This is a genomic window from Corynebacterium ammoniagenes DSM 20306, assembly GCF_001941425.1.
Taxonomy (GTDB): domain Bacteria; phylum Actinomycetota; class Actinomycetes; order Mycobacteriales; family Mycobacteriaceae; genus Corynebacterium; species Corynebacterium ammoniagenes.
Window position 1 is genome coordinate 146,690 of sequence record NZ_CP009244.1, and the last position, 25,172, is coordinate 171,861.

General features: G+C 55.0%; 26 protein-coding genes and 1 tRNA gene. 16 read left to right on the forward strand and 11 right to left on the reverse strand.

The features are described from left to right. Position 1 precedes the first annotated feature (1 nt). The gene (locus CAMM_RS00745) at positions 2 to 466 is read right to left on the reverse strand and encodes an FHA domain-containing protein FhaB/FipA (protein WP_003846616.1); all 465 of its coding nucleotides are present in this window, start codon (positions 464 to 466) and stop codon (positions 2 to 4) included. A gap of 174 nt (positions 467 to 640) precedes the next feature. Continuing rightward, positions 641 to 1,504 carry a DUF3662 and FHA domain-containing protein gene (locus CAMM_RS00750; protein ID WP_003846614.1) on the reverse strand — a complete coding sequence of 288 codons (864 nt, stop codon included), beginning with the start codon at positions 1,502 to 1,504 and terminating at the stop codon, positions 641 to 643. Positions 1,505 to 1,725: 221 nt separating this feature from the next. On the opposite strand from CAMM_RS00750, the gene CAMM_RS00755 reads away from it, so the two are divergent. From CAMM_RS00755 to CAMM_RS00770, 4 genes are all read left to right on the forward strand, one after another. Then, positions 1,726 to 1,810, forward strand: a tRNA-Leu gene (locus tag CAMM_RS00755). A 122-nt stretch (positions 1,811 to 1,932) separates the two neighbouring features. Continuing rightward, positions 1,933 to 3,057 carry a histidine kinase gene (locus CAMM_RS00760; protein WP_232051074.1) on the forward strand — a complete coding sequence of 375 codons (1,125 nt, stop codon included), beginning with the start codon at positions 1,933 to 1,935 and terminating at the stop codon, positions 3,055 to 3,057. 122 nt (positions 3,058 to 3,179) lie between these two features. Then, complete coding sequence (locus CAMM_RS00765) at positions 3,180 to 3,398, forward strand: hypothetical protein (protein WP_003846612.1); 219 nt, start codon at positions 3,180 to 3,182, stop codon at positions 3,396 to 3,398. A gap of 9 nt (positions 3,399 to 3,407) precedes the next feature. Next, the gene (locus CAMM_RS00770; RefSeq protein WP_003846611.1) at positions 3,408 to 4,091 is read left to right on the forward strand and encodes a response regulator; all 684 of its coding nucleotides are present in this window, start codon (positions 3,408 to 3,410) and stop codon (positions 4,089 to 4,091) included. Positions 4,092 to 4,094: 3 nt separating this feature from the next. Here the strand turns inward: CAMM_RS00770 and CAMM_RS00775 are convergent, their stop codons facing one another. The 3 genes from CAMM_RS00775 to CAMM_RS00785 form a co-directional block, all read right to left on the reverse strand. Next, positions 4,095 to 4,865: a hypothetical protein gene (locus CAMM_RS00775; protein WP_003846610.1), complete on the reverse strand. Its 771-nt coding sequence runs from the start codon at positions 4,863 to 4,865 to the stop codon at positions 4,095 to 4,097. An 82-nt stretch (positions 4,866 to 4,947) separates the two neighbouring features. Beyond that, positions 4,948 to 5,349, reverse strand: coding sequence for a VOC family protein (locus tag CAMM_RS00780; protein WP_003846609.1), 402 nt, complete (start codon positions 5,347 to 5,349; stop codon positions 4,948 to 4,950). A 67-nt stretch (positions 5,350 to 5,416) separates the two neighbouring features. Then, positions 5,417 to 7,012 carry an ATP-binding cassette domain-containing protein gene (locus CAMM_RS00785; protein ID WP_040355032.1) on the reverse strand — a complete coding sequence of 532 codons (1,596 nt, stop codon included), beginning with the start codon at positions 7,010 to 7,012 and terminating at the stop codon, positions 5,417 to 5,419. A 182-nt stretch (positions 7,013 to 7,194) separates the two neighbouring features. On the opposite strand from CAMM_RS00785, the gene CAMM_RS00790 reads away from it, so the two are divergent. After that, positions 7,195 to 7,773, forward strand: a complete 579-nt coding sequence (locus CAMM_RS00790; protein WP_040355030.1) for a P-loop NTPase family protein — start codon at positions 7,195 to 7,197, stop codon at positions 7,771 to 7,773. A 25-nt stretch (positions 7,774 to 7,798) separates the two neighbouring features. Then, on the forward strand, positions 7,799 to 8,110 hold the full coding sequence (locus CAMM_RS00795; RefSeq protein ID WP_003846606.1) for a CHY zinc finger protein: 312 nt from the start codon (positions 7,799 to 7,801) through the stop codon (positions 8,108 to 8,110). A 5-nt stretch (positions 8,111 to 8,115) separates the two neighbouring features. Here the strand turns inward: CAMM_RS00795 and CAMM_RS00800 are convergent, their stop codons facing one another. Then, a complete protein-coding gene (locus tag CAMM_RS00800; RefSeq protein ID WP_003846605.1) occupies positions 8,116 to 8,661 on the reverse strand; it encodes a hypothetical protein in 546 nt (181 codons plus the stop codon). A 68-nt stretch (positions 8,662 to 8,729) separates the two neighbouring features. Next, positions 8,730 to 10,085 (reverse strand): M20/M25/M40 family metallo-hydrolase, encoded by a 1,356-nt coding sequence (locus CAMM_RS00805; protein ID WP_003846604.1) that lies wholly within the window; start codon positions 10,083 to 10,085, stop codon positions 8,730 to 8,732. A 169-nt stretch (positions 10,086 to 10,254) separates the two neighbouring features. Here CAMM_RS00805 and bioB point away from each other — a divergent pair, with 169 nt between their 5' ends. Genes bioB through CAMM_RS00820 form a run of 3 tightly spaced genes read left to right on the forward strand, consistent with a single transcriptional unit; the run spans position 10,255 to position 12,465 of the window. Then, positions 10,255 to 11,235, forward strand: coding sequence for a biotin synthase BioB (gene bioB, locus CAMM_RS00810; protein ID WP_003846603.1), 981 nt, complete (start codon positions 10,255 to 10,257; stop codon positions 11,233 to 11,235). Next, on the forward strand, positions 11,235 to 11,498 hold the full coding sequence (gene bsaP, locus CAMM_RS00815) for a biotin synthase auxiliary protein BsaP (RefSeq protein WP_075761506.1): 264 nt from the start codon (positions 11,235 to 11,237) through the stop codon (positions 11,496 to 11,498). The genes bioB and bsaP overlap by 1 nt, the downstream gene beginning before the upstream one ends. A 31-nt stretch (positions 11,499 to 11,529) precedes the next feature. Continuing rightward, complete coding sequence (locus CAMM_RS00820) at positions 11,530 to 12,465, forward strand: Sir2 family NAD-dependent protein deacetylase (RefSeq protein WP_040355065.1); 936 nt, start codon at positions 11,530 to 11,532, stop codon at positions 12,463 to 12,465. A 6-nt stretch (positions 12,466 to 12,471) separates the two neighbouring features. Here the strand turns inward: CAMM_RS00820 and CAMM_RS00825 are convergent, their stop codons facing one another. From CAMM_RS00825 to CAMM_RS00835, 3 genes are all read right to left on the reverse strand, one after another. After that, on the reverse strand, positions 12,472 to 13,653 hold the full coding sequence (locus CAMM_RS00825) for an esterase/lipase family protein (RefSeq protein ID WP_171974884.1): 1,182 nt from the start codon (positions 13,651 to 13,653) through the stop codon (positions 12,472 to 12,474). A 331-nt stretch (positions 13,654 to 13,984) separates the two neighbouring features. Next, complete coding sequence (locus tag CAMM_RS00830) at positions 13,985 to 15,109, reverse strand: tellurite resistance/C4-dicarboxylate transporter family protein (protein ID WP_003846596.1); 1,125 nt, start codon at positions 15,107 to 15,109, stop codon at positions 13,985 to 13,987. A 61-nt stretch (positions 15,110 to 15,170) separates the two neighbouring features. Continuing rightward, positions 15,171 to 16,802, reverse strand: coding sequence for an SLC13 family permease (locus tag CAMM_RS00835; RefSeq protein WP_003846594.1), 1,632 nt, complete (start codon positions 16,800 to 16,802; stop codon positions 15,171 to 15,173). A 106-nt stretch (positions 16,803 to 16,908) separates the two neighbouring features. Here CAMM_RS00835 and CAMM_RS00840 point away from each other — a divergent pair, with 106 nt between their 5' ends. The 3 genes from CAMM_RS00840 to CAMM_RS00850 all read left to right on the forward strand — a co-directional run bounded on the left by CAMM_RS00840 (position 16,909) and on the right by CAMM_RS00850 (position 20,119). Beyond that, positions 16,909 to 17,799, forward strand: a complete 891-nt coding sequence (locus CAMM_RS00840; RefSeq protein ID WP_003846593.1) for a LysR family transcriptional regulator — start codon at positions 16,909 to 16,911, stop codon at positions 17,797 to 17,799. A 116-nt stretch (positions 17,800 to 17,915) separates the two neighbouring features. Then, complete coding sequence (locus CAMM_RS00845; RefSeq protein ID WP_003846591.1) at positions 17,916 to 18,992, forward strand: tartrate dehydrogenase; 1,077 nt, start codon at positions 17,916 to 17,918, stop codon at positions 18,990 to 18,992. Next, the gene (locus CAMM_RS00850) at positions 18,992 to 20,119 is read left to right on the forward strand and encodes a glycerate kinase family protein (protein ID WP_003846589.1); all 1,128 of its coding nucleotides are present in this window, start codon (positions 18,992 to 18,994) and stop codon (positions 20,117 to 20,119) included. Before CAMM_RS00845 ends, CAMM_RS00850 begins: the two co-directional genes overlap by 1 nt. Before the next feature lie 20 nt (positions 20,120 to 20,139). Here the strand turns inward: CAMM_RS00850 and CAMM_RS00855 are convergent, their stop codons facing one another. Next, positions 20,140 to 21,066, reverse strand: coding sequence for a hypothetical protein (locus CAMM_RS00855; protein WP_003846588.1), 927 nt, complete (start codon positions 21,064 to 21,066; stop codon positions 20,140 to 20,142). 100 nt (positions 21,067 to 21,166) lie between these two features. Here CAMM_RS00855 and CAMM_RS00860 point away from each other — a divergent pair, with 100 nt between their 5' ends. The 4 genes from CAMM_RS00860 to CAMM_RS00875 all read left to right on the forward strand — a co-directional run bounded on the left by CAMM_RS00860 (position 21,167) and on the right by CAMM_RS00875 (position 24,987). Further along, complete coding sequence (locus tag CAMM_RS00860; protein ID WP_050759847.1) at positions 21,167 to 21,562, forward strand: hypothetical protein; 396 nt, start codon at positions 21,167 to 21,169, stop codon at positions 21,560 to 21,562. Positions 21,563 to 21,799: 237 nt separating this feature from the next. Next, positions 21,800 to 22,735: an aldo/keto reductase gene (locus CAMM_RS00865; protein ID WP_003846581.1), complete on the forward strand. Its 936-nt coding sequence runs from the start codon at positions 21,800 to 21,802 to the stop codon at positions 22,733 to 22,735. A gap of 35 nt (positions 22,736 to 22,770) precedes the next feature. Further along, a complete protein-coding gene (gene amn, locus CAMM_RS00870) occupies positions 22,771 to 24,192 on the forward strand; it encodes an AMP nucleosidase (RefSeq protein WP_003846579.1) in 1,422 nt (473 codons plus the stop codon). A 138-nt stretch (positions 24,193 to 24,330) separates the two neighbouring features. Beyond that, on the forward strand, positions 24,331 to 24,987 hold the full coding sequence (locus CAMM_RS00875) for a biliverdin-producing heme oxygenase (protein WP_003846576.1): 657 nt from the start codon (positions 24,331 to 24,333) through the stop codon (positions 24,985 to 24,987). Positions 24,988 to 25,172 lie beyond the last annotated feature (185 nt).

Genomic DNA, 25,172 nt, shown 5'->3' on the forward strand with positions numbered 1-25,172 from the left:
CCTACGCCACCAGCCTTAAGGTAGAGCGACCCATCTTGATATCGGTGTTCACACCTACCTGTTCAGGCTGGTCAATGCGGTTGCCGGAGATAAATGTGCCGTTGCGGGATTCAAGATCCTCGACAAACCACTGGCTGCCGCGACGGAAAAGCCGGGCGTGACGTGAGGAGGCGTAGTCATCGCCTAAGACAAAATCGCAGTCTTGGGCACGGCCCAAGGTGAAATCTTCCAGCCCGGACAAAGCCATGTGGGAGCCCGCCAGCGGGCCATCAATAATTTTTACTTCGCGCGGCGCAGAAGCGCGCCCTTTGACGCGCGGGGCAGCAGCCGGTTCTGCCTTTAGCGCTTGATACGACCCGGCAGCTTTATTAGCGTCGCGGCGCATTGCGTTTAGGGCCACCAGAATAAACAGCCACAGGAGAATCAGCAGTCCGATTCTCAGTCCGGACATAATGACTGAATCCATGGGGACCTCCTCATTAAAACGTATGAAACCAGCTTAGTCAGGCACGCCCACTAATTCAGTAGTGCTGGCACTAGTTCTTAAGCGCAAAAGCTTAACCGGTTTCAGGTCTTGGGAAAAATATAAAAGCTCGCTGTGACGATGATTTATCACCATGGTGCGAGCTATGTAACCTCACTAGTCATCTAAACCAGTGATGCGAACCTCAATCTGCGAGTGGCCCATTGTAATGATGTCACCGTCAGCGAGCAGCCAATTTTCAATCGGCGTCTCGTTGACCGTGGTGCCATTCGTCGACTGCAAGTCTGCAAGCACTGCATCCTGGCCATCCCAGGTAATTTCGGCGTGCTGGCGCGATACACCAGTATCAGGCAAACGCAGGTGTGCATCATTGCTGCGTCCGATGATATTGGAACCTTCCTGCACGTGATAGGTGCGTGAGGATCCGTCTTGCAGCAGCAAGTTAACAGCTGGGCCGTGGGTGGCTGCTTGTTCTTCAGAGGCTTCCTGGCGTACGAATGAGGTAGTTGCTGCTTCCTCAGCCGGATAATTGGAATCTGGGGTAGTCATGGAATTCTCCTGAGCTTGTGCGGACGAAGATTGCGCATCCTCATCCTCGTTGGCGTCGTGAAAAATCGCGTCATAGCCGGTGTCTGCGTCGGGTTCCTTATCAATAAAGGAGGAAACACGAAGCTGGCCTGTGCGCAGTGATGATTCCTCACCGATGCGAACCACAACGGGACCGGCTAGTTGCCAGCCATTGTTGCGGATGAACCGGGAGATTTGATCAGCCAGGCCAGCCGGGGTTGAGCGATTGCGTGACAGATGTTCTACATCTTTGGAGCTCACGCCGACTGAGTAGACGTTGGGGCAGTACAGCAGCTCATCATCTCCACGCTGGACATTGTCCAGCGCTTCTTGTTTGAGCAGTTCTTCAATTTCTGCGGGAACAACTTTGCCACCAAAGACAAATGCCATCCCGTTATCGAGGCCCCGCTGCATGGCGGAATCTAAACGAGCTAGTTTTTCTAAAAGTTCCATGGGTGCGGCGCCTCCTTTCTGACTGCGTTCTTAATGAAACCTTCTTTATTATAGGCAACCTTAGACCGAAACGAGTAGTGAGTGCGCGGCAAACCACTAGTTTTGCCAGGAAAAGTCACGGTAGTTTTTATTTAGTGAACTGCCGTTTTGGTATAAATGTGATTTCTCATGCTATCGTTGTTTAGTCGATATGAGCCGTAAGGTTTCATGTCCATCACCCAGCCCGGGTGGCGGAATTGGCAGACGCGCTGGCTTCAGGTGCCAGTGTCCTTATAGGACGTGTGGGTTCAAGTCCCACTCCGGGCACAAACGCAGATAGAACTGCACAACCGGAGGTTACGCACTCGAAAGGGTGGATGGCCTCCGGTTTTGTGTTGTTCAGGCGGTAGTACGTTCGCCGCACGCGGATGATGCATACTTATTCGGTGATGGATTTACGCGAGAAAATGCCGAAGCTGGTTCCACCCATATCGCTGTGGATTGGAATCTTTGGTGTCATTGCGTTCGCCATCAATTTCTACGTCACGCCTGAGGCGTTCATGCGGCCGTGGATTGTGGTGGCCACCGCCCTGACCATTTTCTTAATGTTCCTCGTGGCCTGGTTTCCGCGTTTGGCCTGGCTGGGATGTTTAGTTTTATACGGTTATATGATGGCGCAGCCGGAAATTGGGGTCCCAGCATTAATACTCATGACGCCGATTATCGGCACGGTGGTGGCTTACCGCGGCTATATTGTCGCCGCTGTCGTAGGAACACTATTTCTGTGGTACGTCGGCTCGGTTGATGTATTTTATGGACGCTACCTTCCCGTCGATTGGCTGGCCTTCGCGCTTTCCGGTTTAATTCTGTGCCTTCCCGTTGCCATTGGGTATTCCTTGTATCGTTCCGGTTGGCAGCAAAAGCAGTTGAAAAAGCAGTGGGATACTGATGTGAAAACGCGTCGGGAAACCCTGGGACGAATTTTGCATGATTCCGTTGCCTCCTCGCTGACCTCATTGATTATGCGCTTGGAGGCCATGAGCATGCAGAAAAGCTTGGATGATGAAACCAGGCAAGAGATGGTGGACTTAGCGGAGCAGGCTCGCTTGTCGATGAAAGAAGTCCGCGAATTACTACACACCCTCAGTACCGACGACAGTCCACGTCCACACGAACCGGCACCGTCGGTGGTAGCGCAAGTGCAGCTGATGGCAGGAGCGTTAAAAGAGCACGGTTTTACGGTGAAGATCTCCGGCAATATCTCGGATCTGCGGCTGACAGCCGATGATTTGGTGGTTCTGCAAGAAGTGCTGCGGGAATTGTCGACCAATATTGTGAAATACGCCGAACCCGCGTCCACGGTAGTCATCAACTTCGCGGATACGAGTGCTTCGGTCATGTTGAAGATTTCTAATGTCCCCAGCACCGGGCAGCACAGGACCTTGCTGACATCCGGAATGGGGATACCCGCGCTGTCGCAAGTGATGGAAAGCATGGGAGGCAGCCTCGCCATCGTCAGCAGCTTAGAGCAATGGACAACGGAGCTGGACATTCCGCGAGAGTGCGGCGAGTAACCCCAATCAGGTGGTGACGTTCGTTCCTGATTTCCGGTAAAAGTGGGGATGAGTAGGGCTGATAGGGAAAAATAAGGAGCTGTAGAAAAACTCATATCTCACACGAGGAAAGCGATCTTCGCATGAATAACATTAAAGGCAGAAGTATCGCGGCACTGCTTGCTGCGTTCTTGCTGGTACAGCCAGGTGTAGCAACGGTCTCAGCCATGCCGACGCAAGCTTCAGCGGTAAGTACGAGCAGCGAAACACCAGAGGAAGAAACGCTGGTCACCTCACTATTTGCCAGCTTTAAACAAGCATTCTCCTGCAAGGATCGCCCACACCTCGTGTGGTGCAAATAGAGTTAAAGAATGAGTACAAAAAGCTCCTCCACCATCTGGGTGATGGTCGTTGACGATGATCCGACGGTTCTGTCCTCTTTAAGAACCTATTTTTCCTCCACCCGCGATATTCGGGTGTTGGCAGAAGCACGCAATGGAGTAGATGCCTTAGAGCAGCTGCGCCACGTCGATGTGGACATCGTGCTGGCAGATATTCACATGCCAGAAATGGATGGAGTGACGTTGCTGCATGAGATCCGTGCGCTGGATAACCCACCGTTTTTCGTCGCTATTACCGCGCTCGATACCGATGAAACCATGCTGGAGGTTCTAGCAGGTGGGGGAGCGGGCTACATCGTAAAAAGCTCCCGTCCGCAGACAATTATCGCTGCGATACGCGACGCCGTGGCCGGCGGAACCACGGTGTCACCGCATGCTTTGAAACGCCTCGTTGGCCACCTTCCCGGCGACAAGCTACCGGCGCAGCGCGACTCTCGGGACTCCGTGCTTACAGAAAGCAGAATAACCAAGACGGAGAAGAAGGTCTTGAAGCACCTGTGCGATGGAAAATCGAATGCTGAGATTTCTGAGGCCTTAAACCTGTCCGAATCAACGGTGAAAAAGCAGGTCTCCAACCTCATTGGCGAATTTGGAGTCAATTCTCGGCTGCAATTGGCGGTTTCCGTGATCCGCTCTGGTTATCTTGATGCCTAATCACTAGGCCTGAACCTGGTGTAAAAAATCCTGCAGCACGTCAATGGTGGGCAGACTGTAATGATCGTGGTCGGGGATGACGGTGAGATTGACATCGTCAAAGCCTTCGTTGCGGTACCACGTGGCTCCTTGGTGGGCTGCACGCAGCGCATCGAAGCCATCTTGCGACGTAGAACCGTCGTCGAATTCGCCGACGACCCAATACAGCGGGGTGGTGGTGAGGTACTCATGATTAAAGCTCTTATTTTCCCACGTCGGACCACCTCCACCGGCCATCATGATGGCGCCTCCGGTGACCAATTCGGGGCTTTTGTGAAGCAATGAGTAGCTAATAAATTCGGCACCGCCGGAATAGCCTGACCACCACAGTCGACTGTCATCCACCTGGAAATCTTGCACGAGCTGCGCGCTAAGGTCATTGACCCATCGTTGGTTTGCCTTGGTGTTTTTCCACCACGTTCCAGATTTAGTATCGGGAGTGCGCGGTATAACCGTAATTAAATTGTGCTGAGCCGCCACAGCTGCGGCGCAGGTGGCGAATCCTTCTGGGACATCATATTCATCCCCGCCATCGCCATGTAAGTGAACAAGCAGTCCCACCGGTTGCGAGGTATCAATGCCATGCTGGAATACGTGGTACGAAGATTGTATCCCTCGAGAATCAGTAAAACCTTGCTCCAAAAGCACGTCTTTTTCGATTGCGCTCAGCGCAGGAGCGACAAGCTTATCCGCTGCTATGCCTGAGGACTGCCCGAATGCGGGGTCTTGCCACACGGTCTCGGCAGGGAATCCAGCTCATCCCAATCCACTGGGGTATACGCTGCTTCGGCACAGATGACTTGCCAAGCAGGCGAGATTACTCGATGGGGGAAGTGCTGACGTTAAAACCCCAATCCACGCCGAACTTATCTTTCAGGCCGCCGAACATATCGCCCCATTGCTGCTCAACCAAGGGCATCTGTACCTCGCCGCCGGCGGAGAGGGCCTCGAATTGAGACTTCATGGTTTCCACGTCGTCGCCCCAGACCACGATATTCATGCGTTGTGCTGCCGAGTCTTCCGCACCCATCTCGGGATTATCCGCGCACATGAGATCCCAACCAGCTGCCGTGGTGAGGTGACCATGCATGACGAGCTTTTCTTCATTATCGGGCCAATCCATAATCTGAAACTCGCCGCCAAAGACCTCGCGGTAAAAGTGGAGAGCTTCCCGGGCATTGCCCCGAAAACCTACATAAGTGGTTGCTTTAATCGTCATGGTCAAGCCCTTTCATCAACTGATGGCTGCCGCGATAGGTGGCATGTTTTTCTGCTCGCGAGTGTACTTAAATTCCTCCTTGTGGATCATCATTGACGGCATCAGTCAGCGTGATTGTGTGATCGATGCCGATCTGATTGCAGAAATCATCATCGTGGCTAATGACAATCAGCGCTCCGTTGTAGGTGGCTAGGGCATCGATAAGCCATTGCGTGGTGGAGATGTCCAAGTTGTTGGTGGGCTCATCCAGAATCAAAAGTTGCGGCGCCGCCAGTGCATTGCAGGCAAACTCGACTCGGAAGCGTTCCCCGCCGGAGAGCTGGCCCATCTGTTGGTTAACCGTGTCTTTGTGAAAGAGCAGCTGAGCTAGTTGGTCACGCAGTTCTTGCTGGCTAAGTGCCGGCAGACGTGCCGCAACAGTGTCCATGACCGTTAGCTGCGGATCAAATTCAATACGCTGCCGCAAATACCCAACGGAATCAATGACGTAATCCACCCCGTCATCTTCATCAGCGCCAAGTATGTGATTAATCAGCGTGGTTTTCCCAGAACCATTCTTACCGGCGATACGCAGGTGCTCTGGTCCCACCATGATAAATTCCGAGCGACTTTCCGCATTGGCAGGCAATTGCAGGTGGAGAACTTTTGTTCCCGCCGCCAAGTGCGTGGGCGGAACCGCGATATACACCTGCGCCTCTTTGCGCACGCTACGCTGGGCCGAATCAAGGCTTTCTTCAGCTTTCGCAAGATTTTGTTCATGGATTCTTGTTTGCTTAGCTGCCGTCATTTGCGCACGGACTTTATCGTTGCCCAAGGCAATGCGAGACTTTTTCCGGTTGATCGCATTCTTTTTGCCTTGCTTCGCACCCCGAGCAATATTTGTTTGCAGTGCAGCGCGCTCTTGCTTTTCTTTCTTCACGGTGGATTTCGCATCCCGGACCTTTTGCTGGGCTGCTTCTTGTTCCTGGGCAATGGCCGCGCGATAGTCCTCATAATTGCCGCTGAATTGGCGAAGCCGGCCATTAAAAAGCTCCGCGATTTCATCCATGTGCGCTAATAAGTCACGGTCGTGGCTGACCACAATCGCCGGAATGGACGAGGTCCGCAGCATGGAGATGAGCTGGTCTTTGGCCTCGGAGTCTAGGTTATTCGTGGGCTCATCGAGTAGTACCAAGTCCGGGCGCTGTGCAAATACCGCTCCCAAAGCCACGGATACGGCTTCACCACCAGACAAGGTGCCAATGGTGCGGCGGATATCAAGTGCTCCAATAAATGGCTGGGTTCTTTCCTCCACATCCCAGTCATTGCCAATGACAGCGAGGAGCTCTTCGCTGTAGTGACCAGCTTCAATGGATTCAATGGCGGAGAGGATCTCACTGACACCAAAAACATCCGCGATGGTCGCATCTGTCTTCAGTCCCAAATCCTGTGGCAGGTAGCCAACCCTGCTCGGGGCTTCAATATGGCCAGCGGAAGGTAAATGCTTACCCAAGATGAGATTGAGCAAAGTGGATTTGCCCGAACCATTATCCCCAATGAGACCGGTGAGGTGAGCTGAGAATGTTCCAGAAATATCGTGCAGACATTTCTTCCCATTCGGCCAGGTAAAAGATACTTTGTTGAAAGTGACGTGTGAAAACGAAGAAGTTTGAGAAATAGACATGCAGCCAACGCCTTAAGTGCAGTAGAAATGTACATTCCTGCTAAAAGGCAAGCTCTAATGCGCGCGCTTTAGCAGTGGTTATGCGGTGCGGCGTGCAGTCTTCACGTCTTCATCCTGTTCTTTGACAGCAAATACGTACATAACTCTAGCACCGAGTAATTTCTGGCGGTAGTGTTTTTCCAATGTCACGTGCTTCAACCATGGACGTTTATCACGCGCGCCGGATTGTGATCCAGGGTGTTACTGGTGCTGGGAAATCTACGGCCGCGCGCAGGTGGGCGCAGCTGAAAAATTTGCATGTCATTGACTATGACAATGACGTGTTGTGGGTACCCGCCAAGGTTGCACCGTGGACTCTGTATTCTCCTGCCCAGCAGCGTCAACGCGTGCGGAGTCAGATGGAATCTGGGACGTGGGTTATGGCTGCGTGTGGTTCCAAGGTCACCGATATTGTTTATCCTCAGACCGATGTGATTATTTACCTGGATTACTCACCGGTGGTCACTTTTGGCCAACTTCTCCGGCGCACGGTGCAGCGTTCACTGTTGGGTCAGACCTGCTGTAATGGCAATCGGGAATCGTTGCGGCGGGCAGTCCTGAGCACAGAATCGATCTTCGCGTGGTGGTGGCAGACGTGGCGCTCGCGCCGGGCGGAGGGACGCGACATGGAAGCAGATCCGACGATGCCGCCGGTGTACCGGCTGACAAAACCACATCAGTTTGCGGATCTTCTCCACTACGCTGCCGAGCTAGAACTTTGAGTAAATAAGAGCCTAAGCTGGGTGCATGCCCACAATTTACGGTCACACCACAGATGACGCGGGTCGCTGCGTGCACTATCACTCAGACGTAGATGTCATTGCCAATAAATGCGCTGAGTGCGATACATATTGGGCCTGCTATCAGTGCCACCAAGAAGCCACTGACCATGGCTTTGGGGCGATGGACCTGGAATCCAATGCCGTGATGTGCGGTCAGTGTCGCCATGAGATGAACTTTGAAGAATATGCGGGAAGCACAAATGGCTGCCCACAATGTGGACAGCCATTTAATCCGGGGTGTGCGTTACACCGCCATATTTATTTCCAGCTTCAGTAGCGGTTTTAGAACGAAGAGCCAGGGATATTCGCGGTCATATCCTGGAAGGCATCCTGTGCCATCTTTGCTGCATCCGGGATACGGAAGGTAGCAACGTTAGGAACTGGTACATCCACGGTTGGCATGCCTGGCTGCACGAGAACCGGAATGACCTGGTTGCCCGACGGGGCAGGGTTGGAGTGGTTACCAGGGGCGTTATTGCCGGAGTTATTGGTATTACCGCCGTTGCCACCATTACCGCCGTTGCCGCCGGAGTTGTTGCCGAGGCCGCAGCGGTTGATGGCTTCATCCATGCGCGCAATTGCGCCGCGGATTTCGCCACCGCGTGGGTGGAAATTAGCAGCTGCTAGCGCTTGGCGCTTCTTGGAGGCGTAATCAGAAGGGTTGGTGTACTGGGACTTGGCCTGGGAGCAAGAGATTTGGCCCGAAGGCATTTTTGCCAGCATATCGTCAACAATGTCGGCAGAAGCGATAGCTGGGCTGGCAAGGGTGGCAGTAAGGGTGGCAGCGGCTGCAATCAGCCCGGTCTTCGCGGAAATCAGTTTCGGCATAAGCGCATTATGTCACACCACAGCCAGTTGTAATACCGGGAGAGCGAAAAATCTGCTCAGCCCCCGTCTTAGGAAAGACCCATAAACTTATGCACCAACGAATGATAAGCCTGCACCGTAAGCTCCAAGTCTTCTAGATACAGGTGTTCATCATGGCTGTGTAGCTGCGAATTGGCGCTGGCCATGTCGCGCTCACGTGCGTGCATCGCAAAGCCATAAGCACGTCCTCCATTGGCACCTTCCAATCGGCGCGCAAAGCGTAAGTCCGAACCACCGGTTGCATGCACAGGCACTACCGCGGCCTCGGGGAAGAATTCCTTGGTGGTGGCAACAATCGCATCCCACAGTGGGCCATCGGCAGGCGAGTGCGTGGCCGGTTCGGTAATCAGGTGCTCAATTTCTACCTCATCGGCTAAATCACCCAGGGCCGTGCGGAGGAAGTCATCCAAATCTTCTTGGGTTTGACCCGGGAAGGGGCGAATATCCATTTCCAGCCACGCATGCGAAGGCAAGACGTTGATCGCACCGCCCGCGCGCAGAACCGTTTGCGCGATGGTGGTGTGTGAAAATGCATGGGCATAGGCAGACAGCGCGCCGAAGTTGTCATAGTCGGCGTCGGTGCCGGAGCCATCGATAAGCGACTGCTCCGTGGCGGCATCAAACTTGAATGCCTTGACGAAACCCTTCCACGTCTCATTTGATACCGCCGGTGGCTGCGCGGCGGCGATGCGGCGTGCCACCTCGGCTATTTTGACCACGGCGAAGTCTTTGCCAAAAGGCGTGGAGCCATGACCGGCATCGCCGTGCACGTGAATGCGGCGCTGACCGGCACCTTTCTCGCCAACGTTAAAACCAATCGCATCACTGCCATCGCTGACAGGCAGGTGCGAACCACCGGTTTCTGAGAGGCAGTTGCGCCAGGAAAATGCTTCTGGCTGGTTTTCGGAAATCCACTTCGCGCCGAGTCCACCGCGGGCTTCCTCATCAGCCAAACCCACGAAGGTCAGCGTGCCTTTCGGGGGCTGACCTTGTGCTGCCTTGCGTGCTACCTCCCGGGTTACCGCTGCCTGGCTGGCGGTAATAAACAACATATCGATGGCACCGCGGCCATATAACTTGCCATCTTCAATCAGCGCCTCAAAAGGCGGTTTGGTCCATTTGGGCTCATCCACCGGGACGACATCGATATGGCCTAAAAGCGTTAACGGCTCAGCGTTCGGATCGGAGCCCTCCACGGTAAATGACACCGAGACCCTGCCCGGGTGTGGCTCAAATTTCTGCACCTTGACGTCAGTGCCCTCAAAAAACTTCTCTAGGGTTGCCGCATTGCGGTATTCCTCGCCCGAATCCGGCGTTAGATCATTGACGCACGCATTGCGGATTAGTTCTTGCAGCAATTCCAAAGTGTCATCATAAAGGCTCATAACCTGCCATCGTACTGGCGAAAGGCCTTGTGGGGTGGAGATTCATGCAGGTAGCGAGAACGAGACGACGGTGTCGTGAAGAAGAAAATTACCCTACAATGAGGGAATTAAACGCTGTTTAAGTGGATTGTTTGAACAGTGTTTAATTTATGGTTTATGCTGCTGTGTCATGACTATTATTGACGTCGCACGCGACAAGGCGCTTGGCCTCGGCCACGGATTGAACAAAGATGAGCTCACCCAGGTCTTAACCTGTGATGACACCCAGTTAGAGCAGCTGGCAGATATCGCGCACCAGACACGGTTGAAGTGGTGCGGGCCGGCAGTGGAGGTGGAAGGGATCATCTCCATCAAAACAGGTGGCTGCCCGGAGGATTGTCATTTCTGTTCGCAGTCAGGGTTGTTCCAGTCGCCAGTGCGCGCGGCACGGTTGGATATTGCGGAGCTGGTGGAAGCAGCGAAGAAGACGCAGAAATCAGGGGCGACGGAATTTTGCATCGTGGCGGCGGTAAAGTCGCCGGACCAAGGGTTGTTGGATCAGGTTGCGGTGGCAATCCAGGCCATTGAGCGCGAGGTCGATATTGATATCTCCTGTTCTTTGGGCACGTTGACCCCGGATCAGGCACAGCAGCTGCGGGAGATGGGGGTTAAGCGCTATAACCACAATCTGGAAACCGCACGCAGCTTTTTCCCGCAGGTGGTAACCACCCACACGTGGGAAGAACGCAAGGAAACCTTGGATCTGGTGCGTTCCGTGGGCATGGAAGTGTGCTCCGGTGGAATTATTGGCATGGGCGAATCCGTGGAACAGCGCGCGGAATTTGCAGTCCAGTTGGCGGAGATTTCCCCCTGTGAGGTGCCGATGAACTTCCTCGATCCCCGCCCGGGCACGCCTTTTGCGCAGCGTCCGCTGGTGCCGATGGGGGAGGCATTGCGTGCGGTGGTCGCATTTCGCTTGGCGATGCCGTCGACCACCTTGCGCTTTGCCGGCGGTCGCGAGCTCTCCTTGGGTGATGACGGAACGGAAAAGGGCCTGTTGTCTGGCATTAACGCGATCATTGCGGGTAATTACCTGACCACCTTGGGCCAGCAGATTGAAAAAGACATTGACATGTTAGGACGTATCGACCTGCCGATTAAGGCGTTGTAATGCCGTCGTGCTGGCCGCCCCAACTGGGTGAATTGGCAGCGGCGGTAGCCGCTGAAGACGCACCGATTTTTCATCCTAATACCGGGCAAAAGCTTAGCGATGCCCCCGAGGTTCACGTACACGCGGCCGCCGCAGCCGGGCTGGATGTGCCGCGCTATTGCCAGGTCTGTGGCCGGCGCATGGTGGTTCAAGTTCGCCCCGATGGCTGGTTGGCACGCTGTTCGCGCCACGGCGAGCTGGACTCGGTACTTTTAGATAATTAGCCACACGGGCTTAAGCATTATGCTGAAAACCATGGCTTTTCATGACGCAGAGGTAGAACTTGCTCACCGCTCCGCGCTGCGCTCCATCGCCCGAGTGGTCGAAGATACCGCTGTGCCGACCGCGCGGGAGCTGGCGCTGGCTGGCATCGCAAAGCAACTGCGTCGCGGCCCCGCCGTGGTGCTCACTGGCGCCGGGGTCTCCACCGATTCCGGCATTCCTGACTACCGCGGTCCGCAGGGCTCACTGTCTCGGCACCGGCCCATGACCTATCAGGAATTTCGCTACGATCCGGTCGCCTCGCATCGTTATTGGGCGCGAAGTTTCGTTGGCTGGCGCGTGATGAACCAGGCGCAACCCAACCGCACCCACCATGCCTTGGTGGAATTAGAGCGCGCCGGGTTGATCAATGGCGTGATTACACAAAACGTTGATGGCCTGCACAAACTCGCCGGCACGCACACCCTGGTTGCCCTGCACGGGGATATGGAAACCGTGATGTGCTTGGAGTGCGGCAATATTGAAGACCGCAACGAGTTTGATGTCCGTTTAAATGATCTCAACCCAGGCTATGTGGAATCTTTGCTGGTCAGTGCCGATATGGTCAACCCTGACGGTGATGTGACCTTGGATGATTCTGCGGTCGAACGCTTTCACATGGCAGGCTGCACGCGCTGTGGCTCGAAGCTGTTAAAACCTGATGTGGTCTACTTCGGGGAATCCGTGCCGCACAAGCGCAAGGCGGACGCCTATTCGCTTCTCGATGCCGCCTCGTCCCTCCTCGTTGCCGGCTCCTCCCTAGCGGTGATGAGTGGCATGCGCTTTGTGCTCGAAGCCCGCAAACAAGACAAGCCCGTGGCGATTATCAATGGCGGTCCGGGACGCGCGGATACGCGTGCTGATATCTTATGGCGAACCCAAGTGGGCACGGCTTTTGATGCGCTTTTGGATGAGCTCGATCTGTCCTGATGTGCCTTAGTCGTCGCGGCGGACAGTACCCGTGAGCGGGCCAATTTGGCGCAAGATGGTGCGCGCAATAACGCGCACGCGCTTATCCACCGGTAAATCGTGGTGGAGAACCACCGCGCGGCGGTCAAAGTCTTGGACGTAGATATTGCGCACGGTGCCATCTTTGACCTTGTGGGGCGCAAGGAAACACGATTCCGGTGGCACCACGACGGCATCGGACCGGGTGACGATATTGGTATAAGTCACGCCCTCATCCAAGTCCCCATCGCGATTGACCTCATCGAGGATATCGCTGCCCACAATTTGCTGCGGGCCGGCGGCGCCAAAGTAGGCATCAATAATAGAAGACATGACATTATCTGCCCGGCGATTAGTCACCAGCGGGGAGAGAATACCGCCCTGGGTGGTGCCATGATTCGGCGTGCCGATGCACATCAAATGCTTGACGTATTTCGCACCACCCAAGACCCTCATCCAATACCGTGCGACCAACCCACCCTGAGAATGACCCGCAATAATGACCTGCTCCGTGTCCGTGGCATGCATGACAGCCTGGATATAAGCACCGACTTGAGCCGCCGATTCCGGAATCAGCCCCGTGGCGCGCGTGCCATAATCCGGGGCGAATACCGCCCAGCCGTCTTCGCGCAGATCCGCGGCAAAAAGCTGCCAGATGCCTTTGGAATCACAGGTGCCGTGCAACAGAATCACCGGCCACGGGCGCTTATCCGTTACCGTCGCAGTCCAGTCATCTTCAAAAATGCCGCGAGGTTTTAAACGCGCGCCCAAAGGCAAGGACTTCACCGTGCTACCGGAACCGGCCTGTTCCATACCGTCATTGGTGGTGGCCACGCCCACGCGCGTATTCGTATCTTCTGTTTCTTCATCCTCGCCGGTGGTATCAAAACTCGCTGCCTGCGAAGGATTAGAGTGCAAGCGCGCCGCAATTTCTGATGCCACTTCATTACGCAGCGACACCGCCGGCGCCGTCTGCGTAATACCGACCCGGCGTGGGCTATTGCGCCACTCCCGCAGCTCCGATATCGCATTTTCAATCGGAGCTAAGGCTCCCGGCAGCCCCTTGGAGTCATCCTCAGAGTCTTTGTTGTCGTCTTGGGGCGTGAGGAAGTTTTTTAAGTGGTCAGAGATAACAGCGCGAAGTTCGGCTAATGAATCTTGAGCGGGCAAAAGGCAGCCTCCCATTCATGATGCTCGAGTTTCATTCTAACGATCTTCTCAAACTCGCAACGATCTATGCTTGGTGGGAATATATTCAAATTTCCTTTTCGTCGGCTCACCTGCATGGATAAAAAGAATTCTTCACTATCCATAAAAAGATTGAGAAAAAGGGTTGACGCTACCTCTGCGTGATGTAAAGTAAGGCTTGCCTAATCACGGGCGGCACGATGTAGGAGATGCGCTCCACACCCTGCATTGTGTCGGAGATTAGTCATGGGGAGAAGGGCCCGCCAGTGCGCAGCTGGCGGGCCCTTCGTTTAAATTTCTCAGTTGGTGGATTCTAGTGGGTATCTACCTGCTGCAGATCCCGCCTCCAGGCGTGTTCGCGGCCGGTGCGAATAAAGAGCAGCACGAAGTGGCGAAGCATCGCGATAAACACGATCGCCCACACCGCAACCGCGATCCATACCGCCACCTCACCGAGGGCTTCGACGGTAGGAAGACTATCAACCCGACCCAAGGTAACCGATGCGACAGAGAACATACCGATGGGAAAGACCATCGACCACAATGTCGGGGTATAAGCCAGCGGGATCTTGCGAATGAAATGCCGCCACACGCCGGCACCCACCAGCATGGGAATCAGCCACAGACAAAAGCTCCAGAACACAACGATGGTGCCTTCAATCAGCGTTCGAGTCGCCTCCACCATGGGTGTGGATTCCATATTGACGATATTGGTTCCCGCCACCACCGCAATAGCCAGCGCGCCCATGGCCACCCAATACGGTGGTTCAAATTCGCGTGCGGTGATGCCGTAGTGGATAACGCGCAGCAGTACCAAGATGGCAATGCCGGCATACAGTGCCACGCCCACCGACCAGGACAGCACGGTTAAAATCCCGACCCACCTGCCATCGCCAGGCAGGAAAGGCTGCGCATTTGCCAACCCGAGGGCAACGGACTGGCTGGCAACAGCCCAGATGAACCACGAGCCATTGGTGCGCGACAAGATAGGTTTGCCATCGCGGGTCATAAATACCTGCCAGGGCAGCACGTATCCGAAAATAAACCACAGCACGGCCGCGAAAAGGACCAGCGGAATAGCCAGGCCCGCATACCCAGAGTGCAAGAGCCTCACGGCTAAAACCCCAGTGCCCGCGACAACGGTAAAGTACGCAAAGGCCATCTCCGGACCACGGAGGTCACGACGCATTGCTTGTCGATGCCTCACCGCCCGCCAAATATACAACCCCCACAACACCACGTACGCTGCCGCTGTGATCCAGAGCAGTACCGTGGATAGGCGCATAAATCCCACTAGGTACAGGCCGACGGAAACAATGCCGGTGGCCATCACCAGTGCGAAATATCCGGGGGAGAGCCGCTCTAGCGCACTGGATAACACCGACTTGATCCCAGCATCTGCTTCCTTCGCGATACCTGCCTGCACGTGCTCACTCATGCCGCTTACTTTAGCGTTTGTAGAAAGCGCTACCTGCCTGACCTAGAACTATCTAGGACTGCTAGCCAATTCCTACCAGCGTGGCAACGGTTGGCAGGAAGAAGATGATGAGCGCGCCACCGATGATGTCGAAGCTGATTCCGGTACGAATCATGCGTGCGATGGACACACAACCTGAGCCGTAGACAATCGCATTTTGCGGGGTGGAAATAGGCAGCATGAAGCCAAAGGATGCACCGAATGTTGCGGCCATGGCCGGGATGACCGGGTCGACTCCCGCCGCCATGGCCAGCGGAACCACGATAGGCACGGTAACGGCTGCGGCCGCAGTATTACTGGTGGTCTCAGAAATGAGAATGGCCAGCAATACCGCCATTGCAGTAATTACCAACGCGCTGGAGACGCCGAGCATGTTGTTTAAGCCAGAACCAATGGATTCTGCCAGGCCAGAGTCACCGAGCATCGCGCCAAAGATCATGCCGCAGCCGAAGAGGATGATGGTTCCCCAGTCAATTTTTGCCGCGTCAGACCAATCAAGCGTGTACTGCAACTTCCTCGGCTCAACTGGAAGAATGAACAGCAGTACCGCGCCGAGGACTGCGACGATGCCTTCGTTCAGGCGTTCATCGACAGCCTCATAAATTGCGGAATCGGTGCCCACGAACATGCCTAGGATGGCTGGGAAGATCCACAAAAATACGGTGATGGAAAAAGCGATGATTGTGTTGATCTCCGCCCGCGACATTTTTCCCTGTTGCTTTTTATGCTCAGCAACGTACTCCGCAACGCCTTCGATGCGGCGGGTTTCAGGCTTGTTGACTAAAAAGAGGATGACGGCCAAAGCCAGCAGCATGCACAGGCAGATGGGCAGGGCAGTCATGACCCATTGTCCAAAGGAAATGCGCACACCGGTCGCTTCTTCAATAAGGCCACGCCCAATGAGGTTCGGTGGTGCTCCCACGGGAGTGAGCAGGCCGCCGATGGATGCGCCATACGCCAACATCAACATCAATGCGGCGCCCACGCGCAAGCGCAGTGGATCAAAATCCTCTTTCACAATGCCTTTGTCCTGCATGAGTTTCGCAATCACGGTGAGAATGCCTAACGCCGTGGGCAAAAGCATCGCCACCGTGGCGGTATTAGACACGAATGCCGACAGCACGCAGGTGATTCCGCCAAAAGCCAAAATGATCCGCACCGTGGAATTTCCGATACCCGGAAGCCCCAGCACAAAGTACGCTAAGCGCTGGGCAACACCATGTTTCAGCATGGCCTGGGCCAAAATGAACGCACCAATGAACGTGAAGATCGTCGTTGAGCCAAATGGTGCCAAGACATCCGATGCAGGCGCAGTGCCGATGAGCACCATGAGTCCTACGCCCAATAACGCCGTAATCGGAATCGGTAGCGATTCACACAGCCACAGCAAAATCACGGCTACTAAGACGGCAGCTACTTTTTGTTGAGTGGGCTCCATCCCGCTGGGGACAAACATCATGAACAAGAAACCCAGTGGGGCAAGGATGAAACCGGAGATGCGCCGAATAGTTTCAAACTTTTCTTCCACCGGAGAAAGCTGTTGCTGCTCTAAGCTGCGGTAGGTTCCTCCGCTGAGTAAAACTTCTTTCACATTGGTTCGAATCGTCCGCGTACCCGGGCTGGTAGCGGTGGTGATATCGTTGGGCATTTTCATGCCTCCCTCCTGATAGTTGCTACTATCAGCATGAGATGTGATGTGAGTTACGTCCAAGACAAATACTCACTACCACTCATAGATAATTCCTATGTCAGGAGGACGCATGGATATCCGACAGCTAACTTATTTTCTCGGAATTATTGACTATGGGGGATTTGGCCGGGCAGCAGAAGCCTTGCACGTGGCTCAGCCGTCGTTATCGCAATCAATTCGCACTTTAGAAAAGCGCCTTGGCGTGGAGCTTTTTCACCGCACCGGCCGCAAGGCAGAACTAACCAGCGCGGGGGAGCGTTTAGTCATGCCAGCGCGCCAAATACTGCGCGATCTCGATGCCGCCCAGCGAGCTGTCTCCTCCGTGAAAGAACTTGATTCCGGCACGGTCGACATAGTGGCAATGCCTAGTCCAGGCGTTGAGCCTCTGACCGGATTAATCAAAGCATTTCACTCACGGTATCCCGGAATGATGCTTAATGTTGACGCTGCTTTTACCGCGGCTGAGACCGTGGAAGCCGTTCGCACGGGCACTGCCGAAATCGGACTCCTTGGCTCTTCGGGGCAACCGCAAACTGCTGATTTAGATGTGGTTCAGCTAGAAGCCCAGCCCTTGGTGTTGATTTCTCCACCCGGAACTGAAGCGTCGGCGGATACCATCGACAGGCAAGCTCTCGATGGCCTGCGCTTTGTAATTTCCCAGCGCGGCTCCCTAATGCGGCAATTGATTGACAGCGCACTCGTGCATGACCCTGCCACCAGTGTCGTTGCCGAAGTTGCCCACCGCACCTCGCTGTTGCCCTTGGTGTGCGCAAACGTGGGGCACACCGTAATGCCCGAAGCCTGGCGAGAAATTGCCGAAAGCAGCGGGTGCGTGGTGCGCCGAATACTTCCCGAGGTTCACTTAGACATTTTCGTTGTCAGCCGTCGCGGAGAGTTGAGTCCTGGGGCGCAAGCTTTGATGGCCTTGATTCATGGACGTGCATGGAATTCTGAATTCTAAATCCTGAGGCATAGGGCAAACCTATCGGGGGATATGAAAATAGGTCTTGGACTTCCTTTGTCAGCCAACTTTAAATGGAATGTGTCACATCCACTTAAAGGACAAGGGAAACTCACATGACTTCGCAAACTTTTGAAATTGCCTCGATTCCAGCCGATGGAGTGGGCCACGAAGTGGTCGAAGCAGGACGTAACGTGCTTGGTGCTTTGGCCAAAAACTCCGCCGGGGCATTTTCTTTCGATTGGAAAGACTTCGACTGGGGCAGCGACTACTATGCGCGTACTGGCCGCATGATGCCTGAAGATGGCCTCGACCAGCTCAAAGACCTCGATGCCATCTTCTTTGGTGCCGTGGGCTGGCCAACGGTGCCGGACCACGTCAGCCTGTGGGGTTTGCGCATCGCTATTTGCCAGGGCTTTGACCAGTGGGCAAATATCCGCCCGGTGAACTTCTTGCCCAATGTGGCATCACCCATCGTTGATGCGCATGACCGCAACCTGGACTGGATCGTGGTGCGTGAAAACTCCGAAGGCGAGTACTCCGGTTTCGGTGGCAGGAACTTCTCTGGCCGCGCTGGTTTAGGTGAAGTAGCAACCCAAGCAGCTGTATTTACAGAGGTTGGTTGTGAACGCATCTTTCGCTACTCCTTTGAGCTAGCGCGCACCCGACCACGCAAAAAGGTCTCTAAAGTAACCAAATCGAATGCGCAACAGTATGGCATGGTCCTGTGGGATGACGTATTCGACCGCGTCGCCCAGGAGTATCCAGACGTGGAGACCGAGTCTGTTCTGGTAGACGCCATGGCCGCCAAGTTCGTCCTCAACCCAGAAGACTTAGACGTGGTGGTTGCTTCCAACCTGCATGCTGACATCTTGTCAGACTTGGGCTCCGCCATGGCCGGCTCACTGGGGCTGGCCGCAAGTGCGAACTTGAATCCCGAGCGCCGATTCCCCTCGATGTTTGAGCCAGTACATGGCTCCGCTCCCGATATCGCCGGTCAAGGAATCGCCAATCCCATCGGCCAGATTGGCTCCGCTGCGTTGATGCTGGATCACTTCGGTCTTGACGTCGAGGCGAAACGGGTCCGCACCGCGATTGAAAAGACCTGTGCCGCCGGTATTCGCAGTCGTGAAGTCGGCGGCAACGCATCGACCAGCGATATAACCTCGGCCATCATCGACAATTTGTCCTAATGTCTACCGTCTTAATCTGCTGCGATAAGTTCAAGGGTTCCGCTACCTCCGCTGAGGTTTCCGAAGCATTGGCTACAGGGCTGACGCGGGCCGGGCACGATGTCGCCGTTAGCCCGCTTGCCGATGGCGGCGATGGCACCCTTGAAGCGTTTGATTCCTTGGGATACCGCAGGATACCGACTCACGCACGCGGCTCTGATGGCCGCGTCATAGCCACGGAATATGGCATGAAGGATTCCACCGCGGTTATTGAAATCGCTCGGGTCTGCGGTTTGGATCAAGCCTCGCCTGACGGCCAAACGCCTGCCTCAGACGCCGCCCGCCAGGCCAGTTCCTGCGGAGTAGGGGATCTGATTATTGATGCTGTGGATCAGGGTGCATCCCGGATCATTATCGGCCTGGGCGGAAGTGCGACCACGGATGCCGGCTTTGGCCTGGCTCAAGCACTCGGTGTGGAATTTTTTGATGCTAAGAGCTCCCCGGTATCCCATGTCCGCGATATGGGATCCGTTGCTAGGGCGTCGCTGGTTCGTATCGATCCTCGACTAGCTTCGGTGGAGTTTGTCATTGCCTCTGATGTTCGCAATCCCTTAACAGGATCTACCGGGGCAGCGGCTGTATATGGTCCGCAAAAAGGATTAAATAGTGCCGACGTCCAAGAAATTCATCAAGCTATTGGTCACTTCGCGCAGGTTGTTGAAGAGACAACCGGACTTCCCGGAATAGCTCAGAGACCAGGTGCCGGTGCTGCCGGCGGGCTTGGTTTCATGGCTGCGGCGTTGCTATCAGCCACGATGTGTTCAGGTGTGGACTTGATCCTGGATGAAACCGGAGGTGAAAAGCTGCTTGAACAAGCAGATCTAGTGATCACCGGTGAAGGCAGAATTGATGCGCAGACCCTCAGCGGGAAGGCTCCAGCGGGAATCGCTGAGCGGGCTCGCAGCCGAGGTATCCCCGTCGTCGCTGTCTGTGGGCAAAACCAACTAGAGGGTGCATCGGCAAGCAGCTTATTCGAAGCCATCTATAGCCTGGCCGAATATGAAAGCGATGTGCACGAGTGCATTCGCAATCCGCTTCCTATTTTGGAAAACATCGGCCGAGACATTGCAGAGCACCACTTTGCATAGCCTCGACGATTGCTTCCTCGCTACACCGGTTGGTACCCGGTGTTGGTTTCAATGAGCAGCTCAACATGATCGGGAGAGGGAATGAGGTCGCGCTCGGGGATATCCTCACAGATGCTATCCCAGCGTAGCTGCTGCTCGTCGGTCCAATCATCGGTGCTTTCAATGTGCACGCTGCCGAGGTATCCATCATCAACAAAGAACTGGATAGTAAAGGTGAGATCCCCAAAAGCGGTGAATTGGCCAATGACCGGGAACCGGTAGTTGCCGGGCACAAGTCGGGGGATGTGATTCGGCACGTGGAATTGACCAGCGTTAAAGTCCGGCTCGGCGCCATTCCAGTGATAAACGCTAGATGCAGCAAGCTGTTCGCGCAGCTGGGGTGAACCGAATTCATCGGTGGCTTCCAACATCGCCGTCATGATTGCCCACAGATCATCCGGGACCTCATGCAGCGTGCGAACGGGCATGGTCCGCACAGGGGCTTCCGTGCCAAACTCGCCGAACTTGCCGAATTCCTCGACGTTCGCATCGGCAGCATTGTCGATGCGGCGACCAAGCCACCAGGCAGTCGCAGCGACAGCACCTTCACCGGCAGCGAGCCACAAGCGTGGGCGGCGCGCTCCTGCACGTTTGATTTTGTCGTGTAAGCGGGCATCGAGTGCTTCACCCACTTCGGTGAATCCGAAGGCTGTGCCGGCAGAACCAGTGGTAATCGCAGCGCGTCCAACCGGGCCGATGAGGTCAAAGTCCTCGTCGATTGGACGAAGGCTTGCATGCATGATCCACGCGTTTAACCCGGCTACCGCACCGCGATAGGCTAACCGACTTCCCGTGGTGAGCTTGCGTGGATCTACCAGCGCCAATCCGGTGATTGCTGCAGTAGAGGCAACGCCATGGACAAAGCTGTTTGGACTGTTGAGCTTTCGCAAAATTCCTTGAAGTTCCATTGCCTAAAAACTACATGATTTCGGTGTCCACACCCTGTGGTGCAGTGTTATTCTTGCTGCGAACTGCCACGGCTTGGACGGCGAGAGGAAACCAGACCTCATGATTGGTATCGCAATCATCATCGCAGAAATCCTCTTCTGGGTATTTTTGCTGGGAGGATTATTTTCCCGCTACGGCCTGGGGTGGAAGAAATTCGGGTTGGGTCTGCTCATCCTGACACCGATTGTCGACCTTGTACTGATAGCACTGACTTACAGTGATTTAGCGAGCGGTGAAAGTCCCACATTTTTTCACGGGCTCTCCGCATATTACGTCGGCTTCTCCCTGGTCTTTGGCCACGATGTCATCTCTTCTTTGGCCACGATGTCATCTCTTCTTTGGACAAGAAATTCCAGCAGCGTTTCGGCAATAGTTCTGATGCAGGCACTAACACGCGCAAAGCTATCGATGATCACTACCAAGAGCAGCTTCGACTGTGGAAGAAGTCGTGGATAGCGTGCCTTCTGGCCTTCATTTTGTTGGGGATTGGGATTGTCATAGTCGGTCTTGCCGGCGCTTTCTGGCTGATGTACTGGGCTGTTGCTCTAGTTTCCATCCCACTGGTGTGGTGGTTTATCGGTCCCGCGCGAGCGCGTAAGTAACGAGGGTGGCTGGGAATCTTATCCTGAAATTTCATGCCGGCACGCTTAGGCTCGGGATAGATAACTCAAAGCTCGATGAAAGGAGCACAGCATGGCTGTTATTAAAGGCACCAAGTTTGATGTATTCCCTCTGAATTTGGGTGGCAACCCCTTCGGGTGGACCGCCGACCGTGACGCAACCTTTGAGATTCTCGATGCTTTTGTTGCCGCCGGCGGCAATTTTGTCGATACAGCGGATTCTTATTCGATATGGGCCGAGGGTAACGAGGGCGGCGAATCCGAGCGCGAAATCGGGGCATGGCTCAAAGAACGCGGCCGGGACAAGCTCATCGTTGCTACGAAATCGGGCGAGCTGCAGGGCGTCGAAGGACGCTCCCGCGAGGCAACCTACAAGGCAGTCGAAGGCTCCTTGGAGCGGCTCGGCATCGATCAAATCGATATTTTCTACTATCACTATGACGATGAAAACGTCAGCATCGATAACCAAATCGCCATCGCCAACGACCTCATCGCCGAAAGAAAAATTAAGCACCTCGCGCTGTCGAACTACACGCCGGCACGCCTGCGGGAATTCTTCGAAAAATCTGCCGGAACCCCAGCTCGACCAGTTGCTCTGCAGCCGCACTACAACCTTTTGGCACGAAAGGAGTATGAGGAAAATGTCCAGCCGATCATCGACAAGCATGGCGTCGCAGTCTTTCCTTACTTCTCCTTGGCTGCCGGCCTGTTGACCGGCAAGTACGCCAGCGAAGAAGAAATCGCCGGCAAGCAACGCACCGGCCAGCTGGAAGGCTATGTCACCAAGGAAGCCTTCGAGGTCGTCGATGAATTGCGCGCCGTGGCCAAGGAACTCGACGCTGCTCCCACTACTGTTGCGCTGGCTTGGCTGATTGCGCACGGAGTTACCGCACCTATCGCCTCTGTCTCTAACCCGGAGCAGCTGACGGATCTGATGGCGGTGAAAGAGCTTAAGCTTTCCGATGCCCATGTGGCACGCTTGGATAAAGCTTCAGCACCATTTGCTTAAGGCACAGCACCAAAGACGTAGCTAGGATTGCCAGCATGAGTGATTTGCAGCATGCGCACACGGTAGATGAGGCTATTGATCGACTAGTTGAGCTGTATGAATCATCATGCCAACTAGCGCGAGAGTCCCTGAAAAGTGGCGATTATGATGCCTACCGCCACGTGGTCTATCCCAAGATCGTCGTCGACGTTCGCGAATGGCGCCCGATTGACCGCTCCCAACCATTTGGCTACGTCGATGAAGCGGGGCGGTACAGCGCGACGCTTTCGAAGCCGCATATCATTCGTGACTACCTGCACGAACAGCTGACGCGCCTGACCGAGAACTATCCGTGCGATATTTTCGTCGGCCAGTCATCGCTGCGCATCCCGCCGGAGTACATTCGCGATGTTGGTGATACTTCCGAGGCGCGCCGGGCTGGCGATGTCGCTGATGCCATCCCGCGTCCGACCTTGGATGAAGTCCACGACGCGATCATCGATGGTGATTGGGACGCTTTCCATGGTGAAGAAAAGCCGCTGTTTCACTTTGGTCCGCAGCGTTTTGATATCGCGTGTGCCCGGATTGAGCACTACACCGGTGTGGAAATTGATACCGTGCAAAAGTTCATCCTCTTTACCAACTACGCCATGCACACCACTGAGTTCGTGCGGTTTGGATTGAGCCAGTTAGCGCAGGAAGACTCCCGGTACACGGCGATGGTCCTGCCCAATGGGGAAACGTTGCATTCCGACGATGCGGTCAATGTCGATTATGAACAGCTGACCTTGACTTCCCGTTTTCAGATGCCGCGCTTTGATTTGGTCACGGCAGCAGGCGATGGCATCACGATGATCAACATTGGCGTGGGGCCATCGAATGCCAAGACTATTACCGACTGCCTAGCGGTCTTGCGCCCCGAGGCCTGGATCATGATTGGCCACTGCGCCGGCCTGGATGGCCGCATGCGTATTGGGGACTTAATCCTCGGTAACGCGTATCAGCGCGAAGACAATCTTTTGGATGGATACGTTGGTTCGCACAACCCGATTCCTGCTATCCCTGAAGTCCAGCGCATGCTCGAAGTATCAGTTGATGAAATCTACGGTAAAAATAAAACCTTGATGCGCACGGGCACCGTGTTATCGACCGATGACCGCAACTGGGAATGGCGCACCAGCCGGCAGCTGTGGGAATGGCTTCGCGCCTCAACCGCTGTGGCCGTGGACATGGAATCCTGCACCATTGCCGCCAACGGATACCGCTACCGCGTGCCGTATGGCACCTTGCTCTCAGTCTCCGATCTCCCGCTGCACGCGGTGCCAAAGCTACCGGCGCAGGCGCAGGCTTTTTATTCCAACTCCAAGGAAGCACACGTGATGTGTGCGGTGCGCACGGTGGAGCAACTTGCGGATAATCCGCAGCGTTTGCACACGCGCAAGCTGCGCCGCACCATCGGCGAGGTGCCATTCCGGTAGAACCGGATCGCTGGGGGTGCAACTTTCGGAGGAACTTTGCACAACTCGTTGCATTTTAGGTAACCCTAACCTTATAGTTGGGGGCAGTGAAGTCAACGATTGTCGCTTGCTCGGCGACGACCTGAAGGAGAAAACGCCATGACTGTTGCAACCTCGCAGCCACTGTCCGCAGCCCTGAAAGAGGCAACCGCCGCGGCGCACGAAGATGCCGAAGGCTCCCGTTTTATGGAAGAGCTCCTCAGCGGTCAGCTCAACCGAGGCGCGGTGGCCGAATTTACCGGCCAGTTATGGTTTATCTACGAAGCGCTGGAACGCGCCGTGCGCGAGATTGAAGATCACCCCTTGGCGGCTTCCATCGTGGACCGTCGCCTGGAGCGCCAAGTCTCGCTCGAGGCTGACTTAGCGGGAATGTACGGCTCCAACTGGCGTGATGCTATCCGTATCCTTCCCGCGACGATGAAATATGTGTCCCGGCTCGAGGAACTTACCGGCACGGGCGATGCAGTTCCAGTCATTGCTCATCACTACGTGCGTTACCTCGGTGACGTATCCGGCGGGCAGGTCATAGCCGCACGTTTGGGCACGTACTATGATATCGACTCGGAGTCGTTGAACTTTTATGACTTCTCGGCCATCGGCAAGATTCCTCCCTACCGCAATAGCTACCGCGCTGCATTGGATGAGTTGGATTTAGATGACAAGCAGCGCCAGCACCTCGTTGAAGAAGCGCGCCGCGCTTTCGGGTTTAATTCCGCGGTCTTTGCCGATCTCGCGCAACGCCACTGCGCCCTATAAATGAGGTAGTCATTGGTTTGATGGCTGAGCTATGAAGTAAAAGCTATCAAACTGTGATGATTAAAAACCGTGGCTGTTCTGCGTGTTTAAGCTTGTAATCTTAGGGTTTCCAAATTTTGGGTGGGCTTACCTACGTGGCACAGGCTGCGCAAGCCCTCTAATGTTGTAAGCGAACGCAGCGGACA

Excerpts from the sequence above, each read along its gene's own strand:
- CAMM_RS00745 (WP_003846616.1), bottom strand. The coding sequence starts at position 466 with ATGGATTCAGTCATTATGTCCGGACTGAGAATCGGACTGCTGATTCTC.
- CAMM_RS00750 (WP_003846614.1), bottom strand. The coding sequence starts at position 1,504 with ATGGAACTTTTAGAAAAACTAGCTCGTTTAGATTCCGCCATGCAGCGG.
- CAMM_RS00760 (WP_232051074.1), top strand. The coding sequence starts at position 1,933 with ATGGATTTACGCGAGAAAATGCCGAAGCTGGTTCCACCCATATCGCTG.
- CAMM_RS00765 (WP_003846612.1), top strand. The coding sequence starts at position 3,180 with ATGAATAACATTAAAGGCAGAAGTATCGCGGCACTGCTTGCTGCGTTC.
- CAMM_RS00770 (WP_003846611.1), top strand. The coding sequence starts at position 3,408 with ATGAGTACAAAAAGCTCCTCCACCATCTGGGTGATGGTCGTTGACGAT.
- CAMM_RS00780 (WP_003846609.1), bottom strand. The coding sequence starts at position 5,349 with ATGACGATTAAAGCAACCACTTATGTAGGTTTTCGGGGCAATGCCCGG.
- CAMM_RS00785 (WP_040355032.1), bottom strand. The coding sequence starts at position 7,012 with ATGTCTATTTCTCAAACTTCTTCGTTTTCACACGTCACTTTCAACAAA.
- CAMM_RS00790 (WP_040355030.1), top strand. The coding sequence starts at position 7,195 with ATGTCACGTGCTTCAACCATGGACGTTTATCACGCGCGCCGGATTGTG.
- CAMM_RS00795 (WP_003846606.1), top strand. The coding sequence starts at position 7,799 with ATGCCCACAATTTACGGTCACACCACAGATGACGCGGGTCGCTGCGTG.
- CAMM_RS00800 (WP_003846605.1), bottom strand. The coding sequence starts at position 8,661 with ATGCCGAAACTGATTTCCGCGAAGACCGGGCTGATTGCAGCCGCTGCC.
- CAMM_RS00805 (WP_003846604.1), bottom strand. The coding sequence starts at position 10,085 with ATGAGCCTTTATGATGACACTTTGGAATTGCTGCAAGAACTAATCCGC.
- bioB (WP_003846603.1), top strand. The coding sequence starts at position 10,255 with ATGACTATTATTGACGTCGCACGCGACAAGGCGCTTGGCCTCGGCCAC.
- bsaP (WP_075761506.1), top strand. The coding sequence starts at position 11,235 with ATGCCGTCGTGCTGGCCGCCCCAACTGGGTGAATTGGCAGCGGCGGTA.
- CAMM_RS00820 (WP_040355065.1), top strand. The coding sequence starts at position 11,530 with ATGGCTTTTCATGACGCAGAGGTAGAACTTGCTCACCGCTCCGCGCTG.
- CAMM_RS00830 (WP_003846596.1), bottom strand. The coding sequence starts at position 15,109 with ATGAGTGAGCACGTGCAGGCAGGTATCGCGAAGGAAGCAGATGCTGGG.
- CAMM_RS00835 (WP_003846594.1), bottom strand. The coding sequence starts at position 16,802 with ATGAAAATGCCCAACGATATCACCACCGCTACCAGCCCGGGTACGCGG.
- CAMM_RS00840 (WP_003846593.1), top strand. The coding sequence starts at position 16,909 with ATGGATATCCGACAGCTAACTTATTTTCTCGGAATTATTGACTATGGG.
- CAMM_RS00845 (WP_003846591.1), top strand. The coding sequence starts at position 17,916 with ATGACTTCGCAAACTTTTGAAATTGCCTCGATTCCAGCCGATGGAGTG.
- CAMM_RS00850 (WP_003846589.1), top strand. The coding sequence starts at position 18,992 with ATGTCTACCGTCTTAATCTGCTGCGATAAGTTCAAGGGTTCCGCTACC.
- CAMM_RS00855 (WP_003846588.1), bottom strand. The coding sequence starts at position 21,066 with ATGGAACTTCAAGGAATTTTGCGAAAGCTCAACAGTCCAAACAGCTTT.
- CAMM_RS00860 (WP_050759847.1), top strand. The coding sequence starts at position 21,167 with ATGATTGGTATCGCAATCATCATCGCAGAAATCCTCTTCTGGGTATTT.
- CAMM_RS00865 (WP_003846581.1), top strand. The coding sequence starts at position 21,800 with ATGGCTGTTATTAAAGGCACCAAGTTTGATGTATTCCCTCTGAATTTG.
- amn (WP_003846579.1), top strand. The coding sequence starts at position 22,771 with ATGAGTGATTTGCAGCATGCGCACACGGTAGATGAGGCTATTGATCGA.
- CAMM_RS00875 (WP_003846576.1), top strand. The coding sequence starts at position 24,331 with ATGACTGTTGCAACCTCGCAGCCACTGTCCGCAGCCCTGAAAGAGGCA.